Here is a 25197-nt window from a genome sequence, read left to right as displayed (position 1 = left end):
TCCTGTGCGTCGTCTGTGACCGGATCAGTTGACCGATGCCGCGGGCAGCCCGATCAGCTGTGCCGGGAGGTCGCGCGGGTCGAGGCGCCCGGCGCGCAGCCAGTTGGCGACGGCGGCGACGTCGGCCGTGCTGCGCACCGGCCCGATCCGCAGCGCCGGGCGGGTGGCGCGCTGCGCGTCGTCGCACGGCTGGACCACGACGAACCCGCCGCCGCACCCCTCCCCGAGCACGCACCGCGACTGGACGAGGATCCCGCCCCCGCTCCCCCGCACCGCCTCGCGGAGCGTGTCGTCGAGCGCCGGGTGGGCGGCGCAGGCGGTGCAGCGGACGGCGACGAACCCGGTGCGATTCATGGGAATCTCCTGCAAACGACAACCGTTATCGTCAGTGAACGTAGCAGGGCATGCCGAGGAGGACACCGTGCGACCGAACATCCACCCCACGTACGAGCCCGTCGTGTACCAGGACCGGAGCACGGGCGACGCGTTCCTCACCCGGTCGACCGCGACCTCGCGGGAGACGATCGAGTGGAGCGACGGGCGGACCTACCCGCTCGTCCGCGTCGACATGAGCTCCTACTCGCACCCGTTCTGGACGGGCGCGGCCCGGGTCCTCGACTCGGCGGGTCAGGTCGAGAAGTTCAACCGGCGCTACGGCCGCCGGCGCTGAACCTCGGGCGAACGGCGCTCTCGCTCACATCTGGTGAGCGAGAGCGCCGTTCGCCGTTCCCGGGATCTCAGCGGCGGACGCCGAAGTCCTCGGCCGGGACGGGCAGGACCTGGCGGGGCAGGACGTCGGCGGGGTGACCGTGGCGCTCCTCCCGCGGCCGCCACTCGCGCGGGTAGCCGAGCGAGGCCTCCACGAAGCGGACGCCGTCCTCGTAGATCACCCGCGGGATGTGCAGGTGCCCGTAGACGACGGCCTGCGCGCGGTAGCGGACGTGCCAGTCGGCCGTCGCCGTGGTGCCGCACCACAGGGCGAACTCCGGGTAGCGCAGGACCTCGGTGGGCAGCCGGGTCAGTGGCCAGTGGTTGACCAGGATCGTCGGCAGGCCCGGGTCGAGGGCGTCGAGCCGGAGCCGGGTCTCGGCGACACGCGCGGCGCACCACGCCTCCCGCGACGGGTGCGGCTCGGAGTACAGCAGGTGCTCGTCCGTGCAGACCACGCCCGCGTTGTACGCCGCGGCCAGGCCCTCCTCGCTCGTGGTCGTCCCCACGGGCAGGAACGAGTAGTCGTAGAGCAGGAACAAGGGGGCGACGACGACCGGGCCGCCCTCCCCGTCCCACACCGGGAACGGATCCTCGGGCGTCACCACGCCGAGCTCGCGGCACCGCTCCACCAGGTGCCGGTAGCGGTGCTCCCCGCGCAGGTCGACCGGGTCCTTCGTGCGCGTCCACAGCTCGTGGTTGCCGGGTACCCAGATCACCTTCGCGAACCGCGCGGCCAGGTCGGCCAGCGTCGCGACGGTGTCGCCGACCTGCTCCGCGACGTCGCCGGCCACGATCAGCCAGTCCCCCGGATCCCCGGCGAGCCCTTCGGCGACCACCCGGTTCTCGGGATAGCGCACGTGCAGGTCGCTGACGGCGAGCAGGCGGGACACACCACCAGATCTAGCAGAACCGCTGAGGATCCCCTGAGCCGCGACCCTGGGCACCACAAGTTACCGGCGGTAAGTTGAGGCTGACGACGGCGAGGAGGTCGACATGGCGGGTACACGGGGCGTGCGCCGGGTGGTCCGATGGGGACTCCGGCACGGGATGATGCGGCGCATGGTCCGCCGCCAGGTGCGGGCCGGGGAGCTGGGCGCGCGGTTGATGACCGACCCCGAGGTCGTCGCGAACCCGTACCCGTTCTACGACGAGCTGCGCTCGCGCGGGAGGCTCGTCGACACGGGCATGTTCCACGCGACCGTCGACCACGACGTCTGCACCCAGGTCCTGCGCAGCACGGACTTCGGCGTCGGCGGCCGGATGCCCGAGAACCTGCCCGGCATCGTCCGGGCGGCCCTGACGATCGGCGGCTCGTGGGCGCTCGGCCCGGCCCAGCCGCCGTCGATGCTCGCCTCGGACCCGCCGGACCACACCCGCTACCGCAAGCTCGTGACCAGGGCGTTCAGCGCGAAGAAGGTCGCGGCGCTGCGGTCGCGCACCGAGGAGATCGCCACCGAGCTGCTCGACGCGATGGTCGCGAAGGGCGAGCGGGCGGACCTGGTCAAGGACTTCGCCGCGCTGCTGCCCGCGACCGTGATCGCGGAGATGCTGGGCGCGCCGCTGTCGATGCGGGAGCAGTTCCTGGAGTGGGGCGAGGGCGCCGCGCTGTCGCTCGACGCCGGGCTCTCGTACGCCGACTTCCGCCGCTCCGAGCGCGACATCGACGCCCTGCACACCTGGATGCTCGGCCACTTCGAGCGGATCCGCCGCGAGCCGGGCGAGGACATCCTGTCCGCGCTGGTCACCGCCCACGACGAGGGCGGCTCCCTCTCCGAGGACGAGCTGTCGAGCATCGCCATGCTGCTGCTCGCCGCGGGCTTCGAGACCACCGTGAACCTCATCGGCAGCGGCGCCGCACTGCTGCTCGACCACCCCGACCAGATGAAGCTGCTGAACGCCGAGCCGGAGCGCTGGGCGAGCGCGATCGACGAGATGCTGCGCTTCGAGTCGCCGGTGCAGCGGACCGGGCGGGTCGCGGTGCGGGACACCGAGGTCGGCGGCGTCCCGGTGAAGCGGGGCACGTTCGTGATCACGCACCTCGGCGGCGCCAACCGCGACCCGGCGGTGTTCACCGACCCGCACCGCTTCGACGTCACGCGCGAGGAGGCGCACAAGCACCTCGCGTTCTCGCAGGGCATCCACTTCTGCCTCGGCGCCGCGCTGGCCCGGATGGAGGGCGAGGTCGCGCTGCGCGCCCTGGTCGACCGCTTCCCGGAGATGCGCCCGGCCGGGACCCCGGTGCGCCGCCGCACCAAGCTGCTGCGCGGCTACGAGAGCGTGCCGGTGGAGCTGCACCGGGCGAGCGTGCCGGCGTGAGCGAGCCCTCGGCTCGGCGCCTCGCCGACGCGCAGTATCTGCTGCTCACGACCTTCCGCAAGGACGGCACGCCCGTCCCGACGCCGGTCTGGGCCGCCGGGTTGGACGACGGCCGGCTCGGCGTCTGGACCGTGACGGACTCCGGCAAGGTCAAGCGGATCCGCCGGTCCGGGACCGTCGAGCTGGCCGAGTGCGACCGCCGCGGGAAGCCCCTCGGCCCGGCCGTCCCCGGCACCGCCGAGCTGCTCGACGCCGAGGGCACCCGTCGGGTCCGCCGCGCCGTCGCCCGCAAGTACGGGCTGGTCGGCAGGGTCGCCGTCGGGTCCAGCCGGCTCTTCCGCGGCGACCGCGGATCCACCGGACTGGCGGTCGCGGTCGGCGTCGCCTGACCTCCGCCGTCCGCCTGCCGGCACCTGGATCACCCGTCCGGACGTTGTGGGCCGTGCCGTGCCGTCTCCCCAAGGTCGGACGGCGCTGCACCCGTTCGCGGGCAGCTCCGCCCCTGGAACTGGGGATCTGCTCCACCGGAGTGATCATGATCATGATCCCGCAACATCACGCCGCGGTGGAGCGAGTCCCCTCGTCGACCGGCGGCGAGGGGCGCCGGTCACAAGGGGGGACGACCATGAGCGCCACCACGGGGGTGCCGACGACGCCTGCGCCGCTCAACCCGGACGAGCGCAAGGACAAGATCGGCAAGTACTTCGTCCCGACGCCGGACCGGATGGACCGGGTGATGGCGATCCGGATGATGCAGGGCGGCGCCGTGGCGCCGGTGCTCGAGGAGAGCGACCTCGACTGCACGCCGAGGACGTCCGGCCCAAGGTGGTGAACCCCGGGATGACCGACCCGAGGGCCCGCTCGTGCTGATCGCGCCCACGCTGAAGGCGCGCCACCGCCTCGGCGACGACCGGCATCGCCGGTTCAGCGAGTACACCGTCGCCGTGCTGTGCCCGGGCCGCCACCATCTCGCCGTGCTGACCTGCGAGCTGAACGTCGTGACCGGCAAGCGGGCGAAGAACGCGACCTCCGAGTACCACTACGACCACATCTCGGCCGTGCACACCAAGGGCGGGTCCGGTGCGGAGCTCCGGCCGGGCGCCTGCCGGGCTTCTCGGCGCTCCCGTTCTCGCTGAGCTTCCTCGAGCTGGAGATCGCCGCGACCGGCGGCGTGAGCGTGGTCATCCCGACCGAGGTCCGCCACACCCGCGGTCCGCTGCTGACCCGGCCGTCGACGGCGGAGCGGGTGCTGCCCGCGCTGCGCCGGCTGCTGCGCCGCGAGCAGCGAGGCGGCGGGCAGGGCTGACCGGGCGGGTTCCGCCGGTGGTCCGGCGTGTCCGCGGACCTCGAGTCGCTCCTTCGGGTACGAACGAACTCCCGTGACGGGCGAGCCGGGAGAGGCGGTTGAGGCGTCCATGGGCGTGCCACCGGTGAGACGCGGCGGATCCGGCCTCCTGACCCGGCCCGCCTACCCCGATCCCCGCACGACGGAGGGGATGTTCCGCGGCAGAGCGGCGGACCGGGTGCCGGCGCTGCTCGCGGCGCTGGCGCTCGGCCTGATCGCACCGCTCGGCACGCGGGTGGCGGCGCCCGAGCCGGAGCCCGCACCGGTCGTCGTCGCTCCGCCGGCTCCGACGGCCCGTCCGGTGGTGCTCACCGACCTCCCGGTCGCGGGGCCCGCGGACAAGCGGGTGGCGCTCACCTTCGACGACGGCCCCGATCCGCAGTGGACCCCGCAGATCCTCGACGTGCTGCTCGAGCACGGCGCCAAGGGCACGTTCTGCATGGTCGGCGCGCAGATGGCGCGCCACCCGGACGTCGTCGCGAAGGTCGTCAACGCCGGGATGCGGATCTGCTCGCACTCGCACACCCACGACGAGGGGCTCCCCTCCCGCGACGCCAGGACGATCACCGCGGAGATCGGCGACGTCGCCGCGCGCGTCCCGGGCACCCCGGTCACCTACTTCCGCGCACCCGGCGGCAACTGGGACCAGCAGATCCTCGACTCGGCCGTGGCGCAGGGGATGCAGCCGCTGGGGTGGGCCATCGACCCGCGGGACTGGAAGCGGCCCGCCGCGGACGTGATCCTGGCGAACGTCGAGAAGCACCTGCACCCCGGCGCGGTGATCCTGCTGCACGACGGGGGCGGGAGCCGGGCCCGAACGGTGGAGGCGTTGGACCGGCTGCTTCCGTGGCTTCGGTCCCAGGGCTATGTCACCGACTTCCCCTAGGGTCGTGAGAATGCCCACACATCAGCGCCGCGAGCCCGCCGACAAGCCGGTCGCCGCGAACCCGGTCTTCGGCGCGGAGCCCATCACCGTGCCCCGCTACGAGCTGCCGGAGTCCGGGCTCGACCCCCAGGTCGCGTACCAGATCGTGCACGACGAGCTGATGCTCGACGGCAACGCGCGGCTCAACCTCGCCACGTTCGTCACCACGTGGGAGGAGGAGGCCGCCCAGCGGCTGATGTCCGAGTCGTTCGACAAGAACATGATCGACAAGGACGAGTACCCGCGGACCGCCGACATCGAGCAGCGCTGCGTGCGGATGCTCGCCGACCTGTGGAACGCGCCGGACCCGGCCCGGGCGATCGGCTGCTCGACGACGGGATCCAGCGAGGCGTGCATGCTCGGCGGGCTGGCGCTCAAGCGGCGCTGGCAGGCCCGGCGGCGGTCGGAGGGCAAGGACACCGCGCGCCCCAACATCATCATGGGCATCAACGTCCAGATCTGCTGGGAGAAGTTCGCGAACTACTTCGAGGTCGAGCCGCGGCTGGTGCCCATGGAGGGCGACCGGCTGCACCTGGGCGCGGCCGAGGCCGTGGCGCTCTGCGACGAGAACACCATCGGCGTGGTCGTGGTGCTGGGCTCGACCTTCGACGGCAGCTACGAACCGGTCGAGGAGGTCTGCGCCGCGCTCGACGACCTGCAGTCCCGCACCGGGCTGGACGTCCCGGTACACGTCGACGGGGCCTCCGGCGCCATGATCGCCCCGTTCTGCGACCCCGACCTGCCGTGGGACTTCCGGCTGCCGCGGGTGGCGTCGATCAACACCTCCGGGCACAAGTACGGCCTGGTGTACCCGGGCGTCGGCTGGGCGTTGTGGCGGGACGAGGACGCGCTGCCCGAGGAACTCGTGTTCCGGGTCAACTACCTGGGCGGCGACATGCCGACCTTCGCGCTGAACTTCTCCCGACCCGGCGGCCAGGTGATCGCGCAGTACTTCCAGTTCCTGCGGCTGGGCCGGGCCGGGTTCGCACGCGTGCAGCAGACCTGCCGGGACGTGGCCACGACGCTGTCGGCCCGGATCGCCGAGACGGGCGCTTTCCGGCTGCTCACCGACGGGTCGGAGCTACCGGTCTTCGCGTTCACCGTGGCCGACGGACAGCCCTTCTCGGCGTTCGACGTGTCCGCGGCCCTGCGCGAGCGCGGCTGGCTGGTGCCCGCCTACACGTTCCCGGCCAAGCGCGAGGACCTCGCGGCGCTGCGGATCGTGGTGCGCAACGGTTTCAGCCACGACCTGGCGAACCTGCTGCTCGACGACCTCCGCCTGGCCCTCGAGCAACTGCGCCGGCAGGGCGCCCCGCAGCGCGGGCCGGAGTCGGCGACCTTCGCGCACGGCACGGAGAAGCCGCCGGTCCGGTAACGGTCCCCCTCGGCGGCCGGGGCCCTGCTCGGCGGTGAGGCTCTACTCGGCGGCCAGGGCGACGCCGAACCCGACCAGCGCCGTCCCGGTCACCGCGTCGATCGCGCGGCGCACCCGCCGGCGGCCCAGCCACGCCCGCACCCGGTGCACCACGAACACCAGCGCGAGGAGCCACATCGCGCCCAGCACGCCGACGGTGTAGGCGAGCAGCAGCGCGTCGGCCGTGGTCGTGACGCCCGGGACCAGGAACTGCGGCAGCACCGACAGGTACATGACCAGCACCTTCGGGTTGGTCACGTTGGACAGGAAGCCCTCGCGGAAGCGGCGGAGGCCCTGCCCGCGACGCTTCTCGACGAGCTCGGTGAACGCTGCGTAGTCCCCGCGCCACGCGCCGCGCAGCGCCTGCACGGCGAGGAACAGGAGGTAGATCACGCCCGCCCAGCGCAGCGTCTCGAACAGCGGCCGGGAGCTCGCGACGAGCACGCCGAGCCCGAAGGCCGCCGCGCTGCCCTGAAGCAGGTTCCCGGCGAGGATGCCCGCGCACGCGAGCAGCCCGCCGCGGCGGCCGCCGGCCAGGGCGTTGCGGAGCAGGACGAGCGTGTCCGGCCCCGGGGCGAGCACGAGCAGGACGGCGATGCCCAGGTAGGCGCCGTAGGAACCCCAGGTCACCCGGTGACCCTAACCCGCGCTCCGGTGCAGGATCTCCACGGCCGCGGTGGCCTGCTCCTGCAGGTTCGCCAGCCGCAGCCGCGCCGTCTCCGGGTCCTCCGTGGAGTCGCCCATGTGCCCGGCGGCGTACCGCGTGTAGACGCCCGCACCGATACATGCCGAGCGCCAGCGCGCGAAGGCCTCGAAGTAGTCCGCCTGCCCGGCGATCCGGTCGCCGCGCCCGGAGCGCTCGGCGTAGCGGGCCAGGATCTCGTCGCGCTCCGGCCAGCCCTCGAGCGTGGTCGGCCCGGACGTGATCTCCCGGACGGTGTCGCCCGGACGGCCCCACGACGCCAGCAGGTAGCCGAGGTCCGCGAGCGGCTCGCCGAGCGTGGCCAGCTCCCAGTCGAAGATCGCGCCGATCCGCCCGTCCGGGCCGAAGGAGAGGTTGCCGGGCCGGTAGTCGCCGTGGGCGATGGTCAGCTCCTCGTCGACCGGCCGCCGCTCCACGAGCAGCCGGTGCCCCTCGTCGACCACGGACAGGTCCTCGACGGCCGAGTCGTGCGCCTGCCGGTGCCAGCGGCGCAGCTGGCGCTCCAGGTAGCTGCCGGGGCGGCGCAGCTCCCCCAGCCCGACGGCGTCGGGGTCGACCGCGTGCAGGTCGGCGAGCACGTCCGCGACGGCCAGCCCCGCGGCGTGGCGGATCTCGACGGGCATGGCGGCGCCGGCCTCGACGTCGCCGGGGACGACGCCGTCGACGAACCCCATGAGGTAGAAGTCGGCGCCGATGACGGACTGGTCGGAGCAGAACGCGACGGCCCGCGGGACCGGGACCGGGGTGTCGGCCAGCGCGGCGATGAACCGCCACTCGCGGCTCATGTCGTGGGCGGTGGCGAGGACACCGCCGGTCGGCGGGCGGCGCAGGGCCCACGGGGTGCCGGCGGCGTCGACGACCCGGTAGGTCAGGTTCGAGTGCCCGCCGGAGATCCGCCGGACGTCGACGGGGTCCGATCCGGTCGCGACCTCGGGGACCTCGGCCCGCAGCCACTCGGTGAGCGCCGCGGCGGGGACGGGGTCGGTGGCGATCTGCGTCGATCCGCTCATGCCCGTCACCTTGCCTCGTGACCCGCGATCACCGCCATTGCGACGATCGCCACTCTGGCGGCGACAGGGCAGGATTCACAGGGGCAGGACCAGCGCCGCCAGCAGGCGGTCCGGTTCGGCCGCCGGGTCCGCGGTGAGCCCGCTGTGCACCGGGCCGGGCCGCACGACCGTGCTGCGCGGGGCGGTGAGCCGGCGGAAGCGGCGGCCGAGGTCCTCCCCCGCCCCCGGGCCCGACGCGGCCAGCGCCCCCTCCGTCCGCCGGTCGGCCCGCGGCGGGGTGGGCACGGCGCAGACGGCGGCGGCGACCTCGAGGGCGTCGGCGATCGCGTCCGCGTCGGCGTGCGGGTCGAGGGCGCGCAGCCGGTCCCGGTCCAGGTGCACCCGCCCGCCGAGGAAGTCCTTCGCCCGGCAGTAGACGAGCACGCCCGCGTTCATCGTCTCGCCGCGCTCGGGCCGCGGCACGACCTGCAGCACCGCGTACTCGTAGACCTCCAGGCCGTTCCCCCTGCTCACCGGTCCACCTTCGGCAACCGGGCGGCCAGCCACGCCGGCGGGCGGCCGCTCCGGGTGATCGGGCGCGGGCGGCCGGTCGCCGCCGCCTCCCGGACGGCGGGCAGCCAGGTCTCCCGGGCCGCGACCCGCGCGGTGAGGATCTCGGCGTACGCGGCGCGGACCTCGTCGGGGCCGTCGAAGCCGGGCTCGCCGGCCAGCCACTCGTCCGGCACCGCCGCGGCCGCACGCTCGACCGTCGACGCGGTGACCAGCGGCGCGAGGGCGGCGTCGGCCGCGTCGAGGTCCGGGAAGGACCCGAGCAGGACGTGGTCGCCGGCGTCGAACGGGCGGGCGGCGACCGCCGCCGGATCGGCGAGCGTCCGCGCCCAGCCGTGATGGAAGGTCAGCGTGGCGCCGTGGTCGATCAGGTACGGGGCCCGGTGCCAGAGCAGCATGTTGGCGTTGCGCCAGGAGCGGTCGACGTTGCCGACCAGCGCGTCGAACCACAGCACGCGCCCGGCGAACTCCGGGCCCGGGTCGAAGGCCAGCGGGTCGAAGTCCAGCGCGCCGGGCAGGTAGTCCAGGCCCAGGTTGAGCCCGGCCGAGCGGTGCAGGAGGTCCTGCACCTCCTGGTCCGGCTCGGCGAGCCCGAGCTCGGGGTCCAGGTCGACCGTGACCAGCTCGGGCACCGGCAGGCCCAGCTCACGGGCGAGCTCGCCCGCGACGATCTCGGCGACCAGGACCTTGCGGCCCTGCCCCGCGCCGTGGAACTTCACGACGTAGGTGCCGAGGTCGTCGGCCTCCATCAGACCGGGCAGCGACCCGCCCTCACGCAACGGCGTGACGTAGCGGGTCGCCGTGACGTGGCGCAGCACGCGATCCCCCCTCGTTCCGCCCCCGATGATCCCCTGCGGCGCGGACGGATTCGGCGGCGGGACGTTGTGGGGGCGTTCTCAGACGGCGACGGGCGTGCGCCGCGCGGCCAGGAGGTGGTCGACGCTGAACCGGCCCGCCCCCGCGGCGGCGAGGATCAGCGCGCCCGCCGCGATCACGCCGACGAGCTCCCAGCCGCCGTCCGCGGCGAAGAACGCGTCGGCGTGCACGAACAGGCCCGCACCGACCATCACGAGCGCGGCCAGCACGCCGGCGACCGCGGTGAACGCTCCCACGACCAGCATCAGCCCGCCGACGATCTCGACCAGCATGGTGAAGACCGCCGCCGCGGGGGCGGCCCGGATGCCCATGCCCGAGAAGCCCTCGATCGTGGCGCCCGGGCCGTCGGCCACCACCTTCTGCCAGCCGTGGGCGAGCAGCACGAGACCGAGGACGAGCCGGCCGAGCAGCAGCACGACGTCGCGGGCGGTTCCGGTCAGGGCACGGGTCATGACGGGCGACCTCCGATGGATGAACGTTCTACTAACTCGGCCGACCGTAGCCAGGCGATCCGTCCCGATGGGGCGACCATGTCCGTTCTCACAGTGTGTGATCGACGTGAAGCGGAGCGCGATCACCACGCCTGCAGAACGACGAAGGCCCCACGGCCGCCCGTCCCGCCGCGGTCGCGTGGCGGCGGGACGGGACGGGCCGCGGAGCCCTGGTCAGGAGGTCGCGGTGCGCTCCGGCACGCTCCGGTGCGCCCCGGGGTCAGTACTGCTGCTCGCGCTGCTGAGGGGCGTCGAGGTGGGCCTGCGGGCCGGTGTACGGGTCGGCGTAGTCCGCGTAGCCGACGGACGGGGCGCCGGGGTGGACGGCGTGCCCGGCGCCGGGCCGGGTGGACGAGTTCGAGTACGCGGTCGGCACCCGCCGGGGCGCCGGGGCGTCGGCGCCGGCCCGGCCGTCGTCCCACAGGGAGAACGGCTGGGCGGACGAGACCCGCACCGGCTGCTGCGCGGCCGGCTCGGCGTCCCAGCGCGGGGTCGGCGCGGCGGCGTGCCGCTCGTCCTCCCAGCGCGGCGCGTCCCAGCGCGGGGCCGAGGCGGGACGGGCGGCGAACGCGGCCGGGGCCGGGGCGATCGGCACGCCGGAGGGGTCCGAGCTCACGTCGACCGGCGCCGGCACGTCCGCCGCGCGCTTCCGTTCGAAGATCAGGTGGTCGAGGCTGTAGCGGCCGGGACCGAACGCGGCGATGGCCAGCACGATCCCCGCGATGAGGGCGACGAGCTCCCAGCCGTTGTTCTTCACGAACACGCCGTGCGCGCCGTGCACGAACCAGACGGCGCCGTACATCACGAACGCCATGCCGGCCGCGGCCCACGGCACGAAGAGGCCGACCGCGATGAGGATCGAGCCGATGAGCTCCACGACCAGGGTGAACGCCGTCGCGACGATGGCCAGGGGGATGCCGAAGTTCGTGAACTGGTCGGTGGCCGTCCCGAAGCCCGCCTGGAAGAAGCTCTGCCAGACGTGCGCCAGCATGATGAACGACACCGTCAACCGCGCGATCAGGATGAGCACGTGCTTCGCGGGTTCGGGGACCGAGCGGGTCAACATCATCGAGCTCTCCTGACTACGGGTCGTCGGCAAACCGCGGTGAGTGACGAAGCTAGACCGGAGCGCGGCCGGGTCTGGGCCGAACAGCGGTTTCTGCGGTGGTCCGTCATCCGCACGCGATGAGCAGCACGTGCGAACCACTCATCCGTGTAACGAAACCCGGAGCGCGTGGTTACGGACCGTTCGTCTCCGCGACTCCCCCGCTGGTCGGCGCGCTGCGTCCACCCACCCGGGTGGCGCGACGTCGGCGAGCGGGGAAACGCCCGTGGACGGGAGGGGCCCGGTCGGGCCCGCGGGGATCAGGCCGGGAGCACCTCCCGCCACTGCGCCGTGGCCTTGCGGCCGGGGGCGATCCACGCCAGCCCGGCCAGGTCGCCGACGTGCCCGGCACCCTGGAACGCGGCCGCCACGCCCAGGGCCGAGAGGCCGAGCTCCAGGGCGGAGGGGTCCGGGCTCGGCATGCCGTTCGGCTTCACGAACGTGATCTTCACGGTCTTCCCGGCGATCCGGGCCTTGAAGCCGCCGCCGAACCAGTACCAGGGGTAGGTGACGCCGGAGACCTCGGCGAGCGGGACGTCGAACAGGGTCTCCTCGCCGTCGGTGAAGGCCACCCGCCCCTCGGCGGTGACGAGGTAGCCGGGGCGGTTGCGCAGGCCGCCGATGACCCACGCGGGGCTGGCGAGGACGGCGGAACCGGTGCTGCCGGCGGCGGGGACGGGCTGCTCGCTCACGGGGCGCTCCTTCGGGGACGGTGTCTCCTGTCGGGTCACAGGAGATCGCGCGCGGCCCCGCCCCGGACAGCACGCCGCCACCACACCCGGGTTCGTGGTAGCCACACCCACCGACGGCCGGTCCGCGGGACGTGTCAGGCAGGCCGGACGCGGGCATGATGTCCGGCGTGGACAACCCCCGAGACATCACCGCGACCCCGGAGTGGGCGGCCCTGACCGAGCACCACGCGGCCGTCGAGCCGGCGCACCTCCGCGAGCTGTTCGACGCCGATGCCGGCCGGGCGGAGGCGATGACCGTCCAGGGCGCCGACCTCGTCCTCGACTACTCGAAGCACCGGATCACCGGCGAGACGCTGCCGAAGCTGGTGGCGCTGGCCGAGGCCGCCGGCCTGCCGGACCGGATCACCGCGATGTTCTCCGGCGCGCACATCAACACCAGCGAGGACCGGGCGGTGCTGCACACCGCGCTGCGGCTGCCGCGAACGGCCTCGCTGACGGTCGACGGCCAGGACGTGGTCGCGGACGTCCACGCCGTGCTCGACCGGATGGGCGAGTTCACGGACAGGGTCCGCTCCGGGGAGTGGACCGGGGCCACCGGCGAGCGGATCCGCACCGTCGTCAACATCGGCATCGGCGGCTCGGACCTGGGCCCCGTCATGGCGTACGAGGCGCTCAAGGACTACTCGCTGCGCGAGATCGAGTGCCGGTTCGTGTCGAACATCGACCCGACCGACCTGGCCGAGACCACGCACGACCTCGACCCGGCGACGACGCTGTTCATCGTCTCGTCGAAGACCTTCACCACGCTCGAGACGCTCACCAACGCCCGCAACGCCCGGACCTGGCTGGTCGACGGCCTGGGTGACGAGAAGGCCGTCGCGAAGCACTTCGTGGCCGTGTCGACGAACGCCGAGAAGGTCCGCGAGTTCGGCATCGACGAGGCCACCATGTTCGGCTTCTGGGACTGGGTGGGCGGCCGCTACTCCGTCGACTCCGCGATCGGGCTCTCGCTCATGGTCGCGATCGGCAAGGAGGGCTTCGCCGAGTTCCTCGCCGGCATGCACGCGATCGACGAGCACTTCCGCACCGCCCCGCTGACCGCGAACCTGCCGGTGATCAGCGGCCTGCTCAACGTCTGGTACGACAACTTCTTCGGCGCCCAGACCCACGCGGTGCTGCCGTACTCGCAGTACCTGCACCGGCTGCCCGCCTACCTGCAGCAGCTCACGATGGAGAGCAACGGCAAGTCGGTGCGCGCCGACGGCACCCCGGTCACCACCGAGACCGGCGAGATCTTCTGGGGCGAGCCGGGCACCAACGGCCAGCACGCCTTCTACCAGCTGCTGCACCAGGGCACCCGGCTCGTGCCGGCGGACTTCATCGGCTTCGCCGAGCCCAACCACGACCTGCCGGGCGAGGGCGGCACCGATGGATCCGGGGCGGACATGCACGACCTGTTCATGTCCAACCTGTTCGCGCAGACGGCCGCGCTCGCCTTCGGCAAGACGAAGGAGGAGATCGAGGCCGAGGGCACCCCGGCCGACGTCGTGCCGCACAAGGTCATGCCCGGCAACCGGCCCACCTCGACGATCCTCGCGCCGAAGCTCACGCCGTCGACGCTGGGCCAGATCATCGCCTTCTACGAGCACCAGACCTTCGTCGAGGGCACGATCTGGGGCATCGACAGCTTCGACCAGTGGGGCGTGGAGCTGGGCAAGGTGATGGCGAAGCAGTTCGGCCCCGCCCTCTACGGCGACGACCCGGACTTCTCCGCGCTCGACGCCTCCACCGCCGCGCTCATCCGCCGGTACCGCACCCTGCGCGGCCGCAGCTGACCCGTGAGTGCCGACTGCCCCTCCAGGGGCAGTAGGCACTCACGACCCCTCCTGAGCTGCGGCTGAGGATCCGGCCGGTCGGCGGGCGCCGGCGGTCCGGCGTGGGCAGAGTGGTGGGGTGCCCGGCCGCCGCGTCCTCGCGCTCACCGCGACCTGCTCCGTCCTCCTGCTCGCCCTGGCGGCCGGGCTGATCTGGGCCGCGTTCACCGGCGTCGGGCCCGCGGACGAGGACGGCTCGGCCCTCGCCGGGGCGATCGACAGCCGCTCCGTCGGGGTCACCGCGATCCTGGTCGTGTTCACGAACCTCGGCAGCACCGCCGCGATGGCGGTGCTCGCCGTGGTCACGGGCATCGTGCTGATCCTGCGCGGGCGGCGGGTCGACGGCGTGTGGCTGATCGCCACGATGGCCGGGGCCAGCGTGGTGTTCACGCTGGCCAAACGCATGTTGGACCGTCCGCGGCCGCCCCTGGCGGTGCGCCTGGTCGAGGCCGGGAACGAGTCACTGCCCTCCGGCCACGCGACGATGTCGATGGTCGTCGTCGGGGCGCTCGTCGTGCTGGCCTGGCCGCACCTCACCGGCCCGCTGCGGCTCGGCGCCCTGCTGGTCGCGGCGGCGTGGATCGGCGGGATCGGCTACACCCGCATCTACCTGGGCGTGCACTGGTTCAGTGACGTCGTCGCGGGCTGGGCCACCGGCGCCGCCTGGCTCGCGGTGTGCACGGGGGTGCTGCTGTGGTGGCGCGCCCGGCACCCGGAGCCCGCCCTGAGCTGACCGGCTACTGCTGCTCCTTCGAGCACCACCAGGTGCTGCGGCCGCCGACGGTCCCGTGGCGCATCTCGGCTCCGCACCGCGGGCAGTGCCCGCCGGGGTGGCGGTGCTCGATCACCTCGCCCGTGTGCACGCCGCCGTTCGCGATCGCGGACTTCAGGGACTTCTCGAGGTTGCGGTACAGGCGGTCGAGCTCCGTGCGCTCCAGCTCGTCCGCGGGCGCCGCCGGGTTGATCCTGGCCCGCCACAGCGTCTCGTCGGCGAGGAGGTTCCCGACGCCCGCGATCACCGACTGGTCCAGCAGCCGCGCCTTCACCGCGGACCGGCTGCGCGCGATCCGGGTACGGAAGTCGGCGGCGGTGATCTCCTCGGCGTCGGGCCCCAGACCCGAGAGGTCCGGCTCGAGGCGGATCCGCCCCAGCCGACGCTTGTCGAACAGCCGGAACCGGCCGCCGTCGGCGAAGTTCATGGTGAACCGGTCCCACTCGGGCTTGCGGGGCTGGCGGTCCGGTCGCTCCGGGCCGCCGCCGACGCGTTCCCCGTCGGAGTTCGTGACGATCACGCGCCCACCCATGCCGAGGTGCACGCCGAGCGTCGGACCCTCCTCGCCGTCCCGGTTGACGGTCTCGCACCACATCGTCTTGCCGCGCCGGTGGGCCGCGGTCAGCCGGCCGCCGACCAGCGCCTTCGCGATCTCGCCCGGCGGATGGGGCCGGCACACCCACTCGTCGTTGTCGTCGACGGACCTGATCTCGCGGTCCAGGGCCTCCTCGAGCACCTTCCGCGCGGTCTCCACCTCGGGCAGTTCCGGCACGTCCCCAGTCTGGAACAGCGGCGGCGGTCCCGCGCGTTGATCCGTCCGTGATGCGGATACGGGCTCCCGAGCTGCGTGGACGTCGTTGGCTGAACACCGGCGGCGCGGCGCCGGATCTGCGCGGCAAGATCGTCCTGCTCGACTTCTGGACGTTCTGCTGCGTCAACTGCCTGCACGTGCTCGACGAGCTGCGGCCGGTCGAGGAGGAGTTCGCCGACGTCCTCGTGGTCGTCGGGGTGCACTCGCCGAAGTTCGCGCACGAGGGCGATCCGGCGGCGGTCGAGGCGGCCGTCGAGCGGTACGGCGTGCACCACCCTGTGCTCGACGACCCGGACCTCGCGATGTGGGACGCGTACGCCGCCCGCGCCTGGCCGACGCTCGCGGTGGTGGACCCGGAGGGGTACGTCGTCGCGCAGATGGCGGGCGAGGGGCACGCGCACGGCCTGGCGGTGCTGATCCGCGAGCTGGTGGCCGAGCACACCGCGAAGGGGACGCTCCGCCGGGGTGACGGGCCGTACGTCGCGCCCCCGCCGCCGTCGACCGCGCTGCGGTTCCCGGGGAAGGTCGTGGCGGTGCCCGGCGGCTTCCTGGTCTCGGACACCGCGCACCACCAGGTGGTGCAGGTCGACGCGGAGCTCGGCGAGGTCCGGCGGTTCGGGACGGGCGCGCGTGGGTTCCGCGACGGCGCCTCGCCGGAGTTCTCGGAGCCGCAGGGGCTGGCCGTGCTGCCGGCCGAGGTGGCTGCCGAGGTGGGGTACGACGTCGTCGTCGCCGACTCGGTGAACCATGCCCTGCGCGGGCTGCGGCTCGCCGACGGGCACGTCACGACGGTCGCGGGCACCGGCTCGCCGCTGCGCGAGCGCGTGGAGCCCGGCAGCTCCGCGGCCGAGCTGTCGACGCCGTGGGACGTGGCGTGGTGGCGCGGCCGGATCGTCGTCGCGATGGCGGGGTGGCACCAGCTGTGGACCTTCTCGCCGGTCTCCGGGGAGCTCGTCGTGCTGGCCGGCACGACCACCGAGGGACTCCGCGACGGGCCGGTGACCGACGCGTTCTTCGCCCAGCCGTCCGGGCTGGCGGTCGCCGGCGACACGCTCTGGATCGCCGATGCCGAGACCTCCGCCGTGCGCGCCCTCGACCTCGACGCGACACCCCAGGTCAGCACCGCCGTCGGGCTCGGCCTGTTCGACTTCGGGTTCCGCGACGGCCCGGCCCGCGAGGCGCTGCTGCAGCACCCGCTCGGCGTCGGGGTGCTGCCCGATGGCTCGATCGTCGTGGCGGACACCTACAACGGGGCACTCCGCCGCATCGCCGGGGGGCAGGTGACCACGCTGGCGCAGGACCTCGCCGAGCCCAGCGACGTCCTCGTCGACGGGGAGACGCTGGTGGTCGTGGAGTCGGCGGCGCACCGCCTGGTGCGGCTGCCGATCCCGGCCGGCGCGCTGGTCGACGCCGGCGCCCACACCGTCCGCCGCCCGCGCACCGACCTCGCGGCCGGGCCCGTCGCGCTCACGATCGACTTCATCCCGCCGACGGGGCAGCACCTCGACACGCGCTTCGGCGACCCGACGGTGCTGACGGTGGACGCGTCGCCGGCATCGCTGCTGGTCGAGGGCGGCGGCACCGCGCCCGGCCTGGTCCGCTCGCTCGTCCTCGCCCCCGGCGAGGGGGTGCTGTCGGTGAGCGTCGCCGCCGCGGCCTGCGACGAGGGCGACGCCGTCTTCGCCGCCTGCCACCGGTACCAGCAGGACTGGGGCGTGCCGGTGCGGGTGGTGGAGGGCGACGGCACCGCCCCGGCCGAGCTCGTGCTCGACCTGCGGGCGGTCGACGGGCGGTGACGGGCCGGCGGTCGTGATCGTCGCTTCCATACGCTGAGGGCGGGCGTCACCGCCCTCAACGCACCGGGACGACGATCACTACTCGAGCTCGGCGACACTCCAGGTGGCGTCGGTGGCGGGGGCGACGACCTGGAACTCCCCCGCCGGCAGCGAACGGATGTGCTCCGCCAGCTCCTGCGCCGACATCGACGCCGCCTCCACCACCGTGCGGGAGCGCGGGTCGGAGCCGTCCACGGCGACCGTGAGCTGCTGGTCGAGCGGGAGGTCGTCGGCCGAGCGCAGGACGACGAGCTGGGCGTCGCCCTCGTCGAGGAGTGCGGCGGTGCCCGGCTCGGGCGCCACCGGGACGCCGGCCTCGTCGAGCCGCGCCGCCACCAGCGGGAGCTCGCCGCCGGGCAGGGTCAGGGTGCCGACGGTCGGTGCCTGGGCGGCCGGGACGTCCCCGGCCGGTGCGACAGCGGACCGGGCGGGGTCGGCAGGGCCTGTGGCCGCCGGAGCCGAGGCGGCGTCGCCACTCACGTCCCCGGCCGCCGGAGCCGAGGCGGCGTCGCCACTCACGTCCCCGGCCGCCGGCAACCGCCACGTCGCCGCGGCGGGCCGCCACACCTGCCCGGCCGAGGCCGGGCCGGTGGCCGGGGCGGCCGCGGGCTCGCCGAACACGGTTCCGGTGGATCCCGCACCGGCCCCGCTCGGCACCGCGCCGTCGACCACGCCGAGCGGTCCGACGGAGGCCGCCATCGCCGCGGCGGCCGTCACGGACTCCGGCGGCAGGCTCTCGCTCGGGGCGATCGCGGCGGCGGGGGCCGGCGCGGCCGGGGCGTCGAAGGTCTTCGGCCACCCGTTGGGCGAGGTGACGCGAGGCTCCGGCAGCACCTGCAGCATTCCGCTGGTGCGCGGGCCGGGGGCGGCGGGCCGGGTCGCGCCGAGATAGTCGTCGCCGCGCCAGCGGTAGTACGAGGTCCGGACCGGCTGGCCGTAGGTCGGCGCGTTCACCATCCGGCCGTCGCCGAGGTAGACGCCGACGTGGTGCACCGCGGACGGCGTGCCGTAGAAGACGAGGTCGCCGGGCTGCAGCGCGGCGTCGGCGGGCACGTGCGGACCCGCGACGTACTGGGTGTGGGCGGTGCGCGGCAGGGTGATGCCGGCGGCACCGTAGGCGAACACGGTCAGCCCCGAGCAGTCGAAGCCCTGGTCGCCGGCGGCCGGTCCGTCGCCGCCCCACTGGTAGGGCACCCCCACCTGCGAGAGGGCGGCGTCGATCGCGACCTGCGCACGCCCGTCGGGCAGCGCGGTCGTGAACTCGGCGGGTGCCGGCGCGACCGGTCCGCCGCCGGCCCCCGGCTCGGTGTTCTGGGGGAAGACGCCGGGGAATCGCTCGGCGGCCGCGTCGGCGGTCGTCGCGATCCCGGCCTGCCGCACCGCCGACGGCACGGCGACCGCCACGACCAGCAGCAGTCCGAGCAGGACCCACACGCCGGCGGCCAGCCGGGGCCGGCGGCGCGTCGGCACACCCCGGTAGCGGACCGGCAGGGTCCGGGTGACGCCGGGCTCCGGCTCACGCTCGACGACGCCGGGCTCCGGCAGCGGCGCGCGGACGGTGGCGATCCGATCGGCGATCCGGGTGGTTGCCTCGCGGTGGCAGCCCGCGACGACCCGCCCGACCAGCGCCGTGGCCAGCCGCGCCCCCGCGAGGCCGGCGGCCGCGCTCCGCGCCGCCTCCGCTCGCAGGGACCGGCTCTCCGCCCCGGTGTCGAACCCGACGGCCGCACCGCCTGCAGCCTGCGGGGGCACCGACCGCGTCTCCCTCTCGGTACCCGCCCGCCGCCGCGACTCACGCCGCCGCGCCCGCTCGTCGGCCTCCGCGGTGATCCAGCGGTGGGAGGTCCCCCGCTGCTCCGGCACGACGATCGCGGGCCGGTGCGACCCGGCCCGATGCCGGCCCGCCCGCTTCGTGACGGATCGTGACCCCGTTGCCGGCACACGCTCGCGCAGCGCCATCGACTCTTCCCCCGACCGGTCGCCCCGACTGGACCGGCGAGAGCGTGGCGGACACGCGCCGCATCCGCCATCACACGGACGGGGACGATCCGGGGCCCACGGGCGCGTCAGGCCCGCAACCAGGCGAGGACCGCCATCACCCGTCGATGGTCGTCACCCGACGGTGCGAGCCCCAACTTGGTGAAGATCGACGAGATGTGCTTCTCCACGGCGCCCTGCGTGATCACCAGGTCGCGGCCGATGGCCGTGTTGGTCCGGCCCTCGGCCATGAGGCCGAGCACCTCGCGCTCACGGGGAGTGAGCGACTCGACGGGATCGCGGCGCCTGCGGTGGGTCAGCAGCGCGGACACGACCTCCGGGTCGAGCACGGTCCCGCCGCCGACGACCCGCTCCAGTGCGTCGGACAGCTCGGCGAGCCGGGAGACCCGGTCCTTGAGCAGGTACCCCACTCCCCCGCCCGCCGCCAGCAGGTCCGAGGCGTAGGACTCCTCGACGTACTGGGACAGCACCAGGATCGCCGTGTCCGGCCACTCGCGGCGGATCTCCAGCGCCGCCCGCAGCCCCTCGTCGGTGAAGTTCGGCGGCATCCGCACGTCGACGACCGCCACCTCCGGCCGGTGCTCCTTCACCGCGGTGACCAGCGCCGCCCCGTCGCCGACCGCCGCCACCACCTCGGCGCCCGCCTCGTCGAGCAGCCGCACGAGACCCTCGCGCAGCAGCAACGAGTCCTCGGCCAACACCACCCTCACGCGTCCTCCAACCCGGCCAGCGGGATCCATGCCGTGATCACCGTCGGCCCGCCCTCGGGGCTCGCGACCTCCAGCCGCCCCTCCACGGCCGACAGTCTCTCCGACAGCCCCGACAATCCGTGGCCCTTCGCCGGATGGGCGCCGCCGACGCCGTCGTCGGTCACCCGGACGACGAGGTCGGCGCGGTGCGGCCGGACGTCGACGGTCGCGTGGGTCGCCCCGGAGTGCTTCGCGACGTTCGTGAGCGCCTCGGTCACCACGAAGTACGCCGTGTTCTCCACGGCCGCCGCCGGCCGCTCCCCCGCCGGCAGGTCGACCTCGACGCTCACCGGCACGGTGGACCGCGCCGCGGCGGCGGCCAGCGCGGCGGCGAGCCCGCGGTCGGCCAGGACCGGCGGGGCGATCCCCCGGGACAGCGCCCGCAGCTCGGCCAGCGCCTCGCGGGTCTGGGTGAGCGCCTCGGCGATCAGCGGGCGGGCGCGCTCGGGATCGTCGTCGAGCCGGCGGTCGGCCGCCTCGAGGTCCATGGTCAGCCGGACGAGCCGCTGCTGGGGGCCGTCGTGGATGTCCCGTTCGAGCCGCCGCAGCGTGGCGGCCTCGGCGGCGACCGCGGCCCGGCGGCCGGCGGCGAGCTGCTCGGTGCGGGCCCGCAACGCCGCGGTCCGGTTGGTGAGCAGGCCGCGTGCCAGCCCGGCCCGCACGGCGACGAGCCCCCGCACCACCCACGGCGTCGTGGCCAGCAGGACGAGCCCGACGAGCGTGGTGAAGGCGACGTCGAGCGCCCGGGACGCGACCCCGGTGATCACGTCGACCAGCCCGGTCCGCTCGCCGCGCGGCAGCGACCACTCCCACAGCACGTAAAGCGTGGCGCCGAGGCCGGTCACGGCCCAGGCGACGCCGATCACGAAGCAGGCCAGCCGGACCGGGAACCCGACGACGGCGTGCAGCAGGTCGCGCCAGCACTGCGGGTCGGCGAGCCGGCCCAGCATCCCGATCACGCCGCGCCCGCGCCGCGGGCGGTAGTGGTGCGGCGGCAGCGGGCGGCCGGTGGCGGCCTCCGTGGCCCGCCGCTCGACGTCGGCCAGCCGCCGGGACAGCGCGAACGTACCGGCCAGGATCGGCAGCCCCACCCACACGACGACCGTGCTGATCCCGGCCGCGAACCCGGCGATCGCGACGACGAACGCCAGCACCCCCAGCGGCAGCCCCGTGACCAGGTAGCACAACCCCCGCCGGACCGCCCCGACCGCCGGCCCGGGCACGACGACGGCGGCCGGGATCCCCTCCTCGCTCATGCGTCCACCCAAGCCCACCCGCGCAGCGCCCCCCACCCGGCACACTCCCGGGTGCACAGTAGGGCCAGCCCCACCCGGCGCCGAGCGGGTTTCCGGGCCGGCTACCGGGGCGCGGGCCGTGCCCCGCGGATCAGGCGGCCCGGCAGCGCGTCGGTCTCGGCGCCGTCGGTGTAGGTCTCCTGGCCGGCGACGACCGTGTGCCGGTACCCGTCGACCCGCTGCAGCAGCCGGCTCCCGCCCGCGGGCAGGTCGTGGCGCATCTCCGGCCGATGCAGCCGCATCCCGTCGACGTCGATCACGTTGAGGTCGGCGCGGTACCCGGGCTTGAGCACGCCACGGTCGAGCAGCCCGACCGCCCGCGCGGTGTCCCGGGCCTGCCGCTGCACCACGTAGGCCAGGTCGAGCTTCTCCCCGGCGCGGTCCCGGGTCCAGTGCTGGACGAGCGTGGTCGGGAAGCTGCCGTCGCAGATCGTGCCGACGTGCGCGCCGCCGTCGGACAGCCCGGGCAGCGCGTGCGGGTGCCGCAGCATCTCGCCCACGGCGTCGAGGTTGCCGGCGACGTAGTTCGAGCTGACCAGGTAGAGCATGCCGCCGCCGGCCACGATGTCGTAGGCCAGTTCCACCGGGTCCCGGCCCTCGGCGGCGGCCCGGTTGGCGATCGACGCCGAGGCGGGCGGCTCGTAGTTCGGCGGGTCGGTGAGCTCGTACATGAGCTCGTACTTGTGGATCAGGTTGCCGCCGAGCCGGCCGCGCTCCTTCTCCCGGGTCTGCGCGGCGAGGATCTCCGCCCGCAGGCCGGGTTCGCGCATCCGGGCCGCCTGCTCGCCGGGGGTCAGGTCCGCGATCCCGCGCCACACCGGGTTGGTCATGAACGGGTTCAGGGTGTTCTCCAGGCCCAGGATCAGCCCGACGGGCCGGGCCGCGACCTGCGCGCGGATCTCGAGCCCGTCCGCCCACGCCCGGTCGACCATGGCCAGGATCGCGCGGTGCTTGTCCGGCTCCTGCGGGAACTGCACGAGCGAGAACGACAGCGGCCGGCCCGACGCCGCCACCATCTCCCGGATCAGCGCGAACTCCTCCTCGGCGTCGGGGAAGTCGCTGACCAGCTGCAACACCCCGGTGCCGGTCTCCCCGACGGCCTTCGCGATCGCGACGAGCTCGGCGGCACCCAGGCCGTAGGACGGCGTGAGCTCGCCGTCGATGCTCTTGTGGTTGAGCGTCCGCGAGGTGGAGAAGCCCAGCGCCCCGGCCCGGATCGCCTCCGCCGCCAGCTTGGCCATCAGCGCGACCTCGTCCGCCGTGGCCTCCTCGTGCGCGGCCGCCCGCTCCCCCATCGCGTGGACGCGCAGCGCGGCGTGCGGGACCTGGGTGGCGAGGTCGACGTCGTACGGGCGGGCCTCGAGCACGTCGAGGTACTCGGGGAAGGTCAGCCAGGTCCAGGGCAGGCCCTCGTGCAGGGCGATGCCCGGGATGTCCTCGACGCCCTCCATCAGGTCGATGAGCCGGTCGCGGTGCTCCGGGAGGGCGGGCGCGAAGCCGACCCCGCAGTTGCCGGCGACCGCGGTGGTGACCCCGTGCCACGACGACGGCTGCAGCCGGGACTCCCAGGTCGCCTGCCCGTCGTAGTGGGTGTGGACGTCGACGAACCCGGGGGCGACGACCGCGCCGTCCGCGTCGATCTCGCGGCGGCCGGTGCCGGAGACCCGGCCGACCTCCACGATCCGGTCCCCGACGATTCCGACGTCCGCCGTGCGGGCCGGACCTCCGTCCCCGTCGAGCACGGATCCACCCCGGACCACCAGGTCGAACTCGGTCATGCCGCCCCCTCCGTCGCGGTCGGTCCTCCCTGGATATCCCACGCCGGGCCCGGAGCGGAAGTCATGCAGATGCATCACCACCGACCGGAGCAACGGGTCGTGGACAACTCGTGCGAGCACCGGGAACTGTCGGTGGCGGCGGGCATGCTGCGGCCATGACCACGTCGACGGTGTTCGAGCAGACCTTCACGATCCGACCCCGCGGCGCCTTTTCCCTGGTGGAGGCGGGCGCCTTCGGCCACGGTGCCGAGCCGGCCGGGGACTGGCCCGGCGGCGGTGCCTTCGCCGGGGGCGTGCTGCGGCTCGCCTTCTGCCGGGACGACCTCCGGGGCCAGGTCGGGGTGGCCCTCACGCAGGACGCCGGGGGCGTGCACGGCGTCGTCGGCGGGCTGGATCCGGGCGAGCCCCTCGATCCCGTGCGGGACCAGGTGGCCCGGATGCTCTCGCTCGACGGCGACGGCGCCGCGTTCGCCGAGGTCGGCGAGCGGGACCCGCTGATCGGTCGGATCATGGCGGCCGCGCCGGGCCTGCGGCCCGTGCTGTTCGCCTCGCCCTGGGAGGCCGCGCTGTGGTGCGTGCTCTCCCAGCGCTGGGGGCGGCGACAGTCCCTCGCGGCGCGCGAGCGGCTCGCCCGCGGGTGCGGCCGGGTGCTGGAGGTCGCCGGCGAGGAGGCGGCCGCGGTGCCCACGCCCGCGCAGCTGCTGGCCGCCGATCGCCTGCCCGGCCTGCCCGAGCTCAAGCAGGAGCGGCTGCGGGCGGTGGCGCGGGCCGCCGAGGCCGGGCTGCTCGATCCCACTTCCCTGCGCGAGGGCGACCCGGACGAGGTCCGGGCCAGGCTGCGCACGGTGCCCGGGATCGGCGCGTTCGCGGCGACCCTGATCCACCTGCGCGCGTCGGGGGTGCAGGACGCGCTGGTCGCGGACGAGCCGCGGCTCGCCGCCCTGGTAGGCGCGGCCTACGGCCTCGACGGCCCGGCCACCGCGGCGGACCTGACCCGGATCGCCGAACCCTGGCGGCCGTTCCGCACGTGGACCGCGGTGCTGATCCGCGCGGCCGGGCGGCGGCTGCCGGAGATGGCCGTGGTGCCGGAACCGGTCCCGGCGGCCCGGGTGCCCCGGGCCCGGCGCCCGCGGCCGGAGCCGCTGGCGTTGATCGGGTGAGGGGTGGGGCGTCCCGGGTGCGAGGCCGGGGACGCCCCTCCGGGTGGCGCCGGACGGGGTTCACTCCCGGTCGCGGGTCGTTCACCGCGCGTCGCTACCCTCGGCGGATGCGCGTCCGATCCGTCCGGTTCCCGCAGCGCTCCTCCCACCGCTTCCCGCATCGTGGCCCGCGCGGTGTCCTCCGCACGTCCGCGCTGGTCGGCGCACTCGTCAGTGCCCTCGCGCTGGGCGGCTGCGGGGGCGGGAGCGGGGACCAGGCCGCGTCGTCGAGCCCGGCCGCGCCTCCGGCGTCGCTGTCGGCGGCACCGTCGGCCCTTGCGGGGCCGTCGGCGGGCATCGCACCGGGCGAGCCGAACCCGGCCCGCGACGGCGGGCCGCTGCCGCAGGCCTGCGCGCTGGTCCCGCAGGAGGAGATCGCGCAGGCCACCGGACTGGCCTTCGGTACTCCCACCCCGACCGCGGGCACCTCGCGGAGCGTGTGCGCGTACCCGGCGTCGGGCACGGTGCCGGGGCTGAGCGTGGGCGTCGAGTCCGGCTCACGGTTCGACGCCAAGGCGGCGGCCTCGCGCAGCTCGGTGGGGGTGCCGGGCGTCGACGTGCCCGGGCTCGGCGACCAGGCGCTGTTCTTCTACAGCGACCGGGACTTCCCGGAGGGCCTGGGCGGGCTGCTGGTGCGCAGCGGCGGGGCGACGATCGACGTCTCGCTGCAGGGCTCGGGCACCGAGCAGCAGACGCGGGACGCCGCGACGGCGATCGCCCGGGTCGCGCTCGACAACGCCTGACCGAGC

General features: G+C 74.6%; 27 protein-coding genes. 13 read left to right on the top strand and 14 right to left on the bottom strand.

Translation table 11 applies throughout. The annotated features are described in order from the left end of the window. Nucleotides 1-24 precede the first annotated feature (24 nt). Nucleotides 25-354: a hypothetical protein gene (locus ACQP04_RS12890; RefSeq protein WP_433507278.1), complete on the bottom strand. Its 330-nt coding sequence runs from the start codon at nucleotides 352-354 to the stop codon at nucleotides 25-27. Nucleotides 355-421: 67 nt separating this feature from the next. Between ACQP04_RS12890 and ACQP04_RS12885 the strand changes: the two genes are divergently transcribed. Further along, complete coding sequence (locus ACQP04_RS12885) at nucleotides 422-670, top strand: type B 50S ribosomal protein L31 (protein WP_037040849.1); 249 nt, start codon at nucleotides 422-424, stop codon at nucleotides 668-670. A 67-nt stretch (nucleotides 671-737) separates the two neighbouring features. Here ACQP04_RS12885 and ACQP04_RS12880 read toward each other — a convergent pair whose 3' ends face one another. Further along, nucleotides 738-1601: a metallophosphoesterase family protein gene (locus ACQP04_RS12880; protein WP_433507277.1), complete on the bottom strand. Its 864-nt coding sequence runs from the start codon at nucleotides 1599-1601 to the stop codon at nucleotides 738-740. Between the two features lie 103 nt (nucleotides 1602-1704). Between ACQP04_RS12880 and ACQP04_RS12875 the strand changes: the two genes are divergently transcribed. From ACQP04_RS12875 to ACQP04_RS12845, 7 genes are all read left to right on the top strand, one after another. After that, nucleotides 1705-3027, top strand: a complete 1323-nt coding sequence (locus ACQP04_RS12875) for a cytochrome P450 (RefSeq protein WP_433507276.1) — start codon at nucleotides 1705-1707, stop codon at nucleotides 3025-3027. Continuing rightward, entirely contained in the window at nucleotides 3024-3416 is a 393-nt protein-coding gene (locus ACQP04_RS12870; protein ID WP_433507275.1) for a PPOX class F420-dependent oxidoreductase, read from the top strand. Before ACQP04_RS12875 ends, ACQP04_RS12870 begins: the two co-directional genes overlap by 4 nt. 236 nt (nucleotides 3417-3652) lie before the next feature. Next, complete coding sequence (locus ACQP04_RS12865; protein WP_433507274.1) at nucleotides 3653-3859, top strand: hypothetical protein; 207 nt, start codon at nucleotides 3653-3655, stop codon at nucleotides 3857-3859. Nucleotides 3860-3890: 31 nt separating this feature from the next. Beyond that, nucleotides 3891-4163, top strand: a complete 273-nt coding sequence (locus tag ACQP04_RS12860; RefSeq protein WP_433507273.1) for a hypothetical protein — start codon at nucleotides 3891-3893, stop codon at nucleotides 4161-4163. A 35-nt stretch (nucleotides 4164-4198) separates the two neighbouring features. Beyond that, nucleotides 4199-4333: a hypothetical protein gene (locus ACQP04_RS12855; RefSeq protein ID WP_433507272.1), complete on the top strand. Its 135-nt coding sequence runs from the start codon at nucleotides 4199-4201 to the stop codon at nucleotides 4331-4333. Nucleotides 4334-4523: 190 nt separating this feature from the next. Further along, on the top strand, nucleotides 4524-5258 hold the full coding sequence (locus ACQP04_RS12850) for a polysaccharide deacetylase family protein (protein WP_433507271.1): 735 nt from the start codon (nucleotides 4524-4526) through the stop codon (nucleotides 5256-5258). A 10-nt stretch (nucleotides 5259-5268) separates the two neighbouring features. Further along, nucleotides 5269-6672 (top strand): glutamate decarboxylase, encoded by a 1404-nt coding sequence (locus ACQP04_RS12845; RefSeq protein ID WP_433507270.1) that lies wholly within the window; start codon nucleotides 5269-5271, stop codon nucleotides 6670-6672. 42 nt (nucleotides 6673-6714) lie between these two features. On the opposite strand, the gene ACQP04_RS12840 is transcribed toward ACQP04_RS12845, so the two are convergent. From ACQP04_RS12840 to ACQP04_RS12810, 7 genes are all read right to left on the bottom strand, one after another. Beyond that, nucleotides 6715-7341 (bottom strand): LysE family translocator, encoded by a 627-nt coding sequence (locus tag ACQP04_RS12840; RefSeq protein WP_433507269.1) that lies wholly within the window; start codon nucleotides 7339-7341, stop codon nucleotides 6715-6717. A gap of 9 nt (nucleotides 7342-7350) precedes the next feature. Further along, nucleotides 7351-8424 carry a phosphotransferase family protein gene (locus tag ACQP04_RS12835; RefSeq protein WP_433507268.1) on the bottom strand — a complete coding sequence of 358 codons (1074 nt, stop codon included), beginning with the start codon at nucleotides 8422-8424 and terminating at the stop codon, nucleotides 7351-7353. Nucleotides 8425-8499: 75 nt separating this feature from the next. Further along, on the bottom strand, nucleotides 8500-8937 hold the full coding sequence (locus tag ACQP04_RS12830) for a DUF3037 domain-containing protein (protein ID WP_433507267.1): 438 nt from the start codon (nucleotides 8935-8937) through the stop codon (nucleotides 8500-8502). Next, a complete protein-coding gene (locus ACQP04_RS12825) occupies nucleotides 8934-9791 on the bottom strand; it encodes a HipA family kinase (protein ID WP_433507266.1) in 858 nt (285 codons plus the stop codon). The genes ACQP04_RS12830 and ACQP04_RS12825 overlap by 4 nt, the downstream gene beginning before the upstream one ends. A gap of 78 nt (nucleotides 9792-9869) precedes the next feature. Beyond that, nucleotides 9870-10301 carry a DoxX family protein gene (locus tag ACQP04_RS12820; protein ID WP_433507265.1) on the bottom strand — a complete coding sequence of 144 codons (432 nt, stop codon included), beginning with the start codon at nucleotides 10299-10301 and terminating at the stop codon, nucleotides 9870-9872. Nucleotides 10302-10560: 259 nt separating this feature from the next. Beyond that, the gene (locus ACQP04_RS12815; protein ID WP_433507264.1) at nucleotides 10561-11409 is read right to left on the bottom strand and encodes a DoxX family protein; all 849 of its coding nucleotides are present in this window, start codon (nucleotides 11407-11409) and stop codon (nucleotides 10561-10563) included. A gap of 296 nt (nucleotides 11410-11705) precedes the next feature. Then, a complete protein-coding gene (locus ACQP04_RS12810) occupies nucleotides 11706-12137 on the bottom strand; it encodes a hypothetical protein (protein ID WP_433507263.1) in 432 nt (143 codons plus the stop codon). A 167-nt stretch (nucleotides 12138-12304) separates the two neighbouring features. Between ACQP04_RS12810 and pgi the strand changes: the two genes are divergently transcribed. Both pgi and ACQP04_RS12800 read left to right on the top strand, forming a co-directional pair. Then, a complete protein-coding gene (pgi, locus tag ACQP04_RS12805) occupies nucleotides 12305-13972 on the top strand; it encodes a glucose-6-phosphate isomerase (RefSeq protein WP_433507262.1) in 1668 nt (555 codons plus the stop codon). A 118-nt stretch (nucleotides 13973-14090) separates the two neighbouring features. Continuing rightward, nucleotides 14091-14744: a phosphatase PAP2 family protein gene (locus ACQP04_RS12800; protein ID WP_433507261.1), complete on the top strand. Its 654-nt coding sequence runs from the start codon at nucleotides 14091-14093 to the stop codon at nucleotides 14742-14744. A gap of 4 nt (nucleotides 14745-14748) precedes the next feature. On the opposite strand, the gene ACQP04_RS12795 is transcribed toward ACQP04_RS12800, so the two are convergent. Next, complete coding sequence (locus ACQP04_RS12795) at nucleotides 14749-15555, bottom strand: Fpg/Nei family DNA glycosylase (protein ID WP_433507260.1); 807 nt, start codon at nucleotides 15553-15555, stop codon at nucleotides 14749-14751. Between the two features lie 50 nt (nucleotides 15556-15605). On the opposite strand from ACQP04_RS12795, the gene ACQP04_RS12790 reads away from it, so the two are divergent. Continuing rightward, on the top strand, nucleotides 15606-17390 hold the full coding sequence (locus ACQP04_RS12790; RefSeq protein WP_433507259.1) for an NHL domain-containing thioredoxin family protein: 1785 nt from the start codon (nucleotides 15606-15608) through the stop codon (nucleotides 17388-17390). 78 nt (nucleotides 17391-17468) lie between these two features. Here ACQP04_RS12790 and ACQP04_RS12785 read toward each other — a convergent pair whose 3' ends face one another. The 4 genes from ACQP04_RS12785 to ACQP04_RS12770 form a co-directional block, all read right to left on the bottom strand. Continuing rightward, nucleotides 17469-19181 (bottom strand): NlpC/P60 family protein, encoded by a 1713-nt coding sequence (locus ACQP04_RS12785; RefSeq protein ID WP_433507258.1) that lies wholly within the window; start codon nucleotides 19179-19181, stop codon nucleotides 17469-17471. Between the two features lie 314 nt (nucleotides 19182-19495). Then, the gene (locus ACQP04_RS12780) at nucleotides 19496-20137 is read right to left on the bottom strand and encodes a response regulator (protein ID WP_433507257.1); all 642 of its coding nucleotides are present in this window, start codon (nucleotides 20135-20137) and stop codon (nucleotides 19496-19498) included. Continuing rightward, on the bottom strand, nucleotides 20134-21432 hold the full coding sequence (locus ACQP04_RS12775) for a sensor histidine kinase (protein WP_433507256.1): 1299 nt from the start codon (nucleotides 21430-21432) through the stop codon (nucleotides 20134-20136). Before ACQP04_RS12775 ends, ACQP04_RS12780 begins: the two co-directional genes overlap by 4 nt. Before the next feature lie 101 nt (nucleotides 21433-21533). Further along, nucleotides 21534-23249: an N-acyl-D-amino-acid deacylase family protein gene (locus tag ACQP04_RS12770; protein WP_433507255.1), complete on the bottom strand. Its 1716-nt coding sequence runs from the start codon at nucleotides 23247-23249 to the stop codon at nucleotides 21534-21536. A 155-nt stretch (nucleotides 23250-23404) separates the two neighbouring features. Between ACQP04_RS12770 and ACQP04_RS12765 the strand changes: the two genes are divergently transcribed. Together ACQP04_RS12765 and ACQP04_RS12760 are read left to right on the top strand one after the other, a co-directional pair. Continuing rightward, nucleotides 23405-24409 (top strand): DNA-3-methyladenine glycosylase 2, encoded by a 1005-nt coding sequence (locus ACQP04_RS12765; protein WP_433507254.1) that lies wholly within the window; start codon nucleotides 23405-23407, stop codon nucleotides 24407-24409. 107 nt (nucleotides 24410-24516) lie between these two features. Further along, the gene (locus ACQP04_RS12760; RefSeq protein WP_433507253.1) at nucleotides 24517-25191 is read left to right on the top strand and encodes a DUF3558 family protein; all 675 of its coding nucleotides are present in this window, start codon (nucleotides 24517-24519) and stop codon (nucleotides 25189-25191) included. Nucleotides 25192-25197: the final 6 nt, after the last annotated feature.

Origin of the sequence: Pseudonocardia halophobica (assembly GCF_050948485.1) — a bacterium.
GTDB classification, from domain to species: Bacteria; Actinomycetota; Actinomycetes; order Mycobacteriales; family Pseudonocardiaceae; genus Pseudonocardia; species Pseudonocardia halophobica.
The sequence above is the reverse complement of the archived record's forward strand: the minus strand, read 5'-3'. Positions and strand labels throughout refer to the sequence as shown.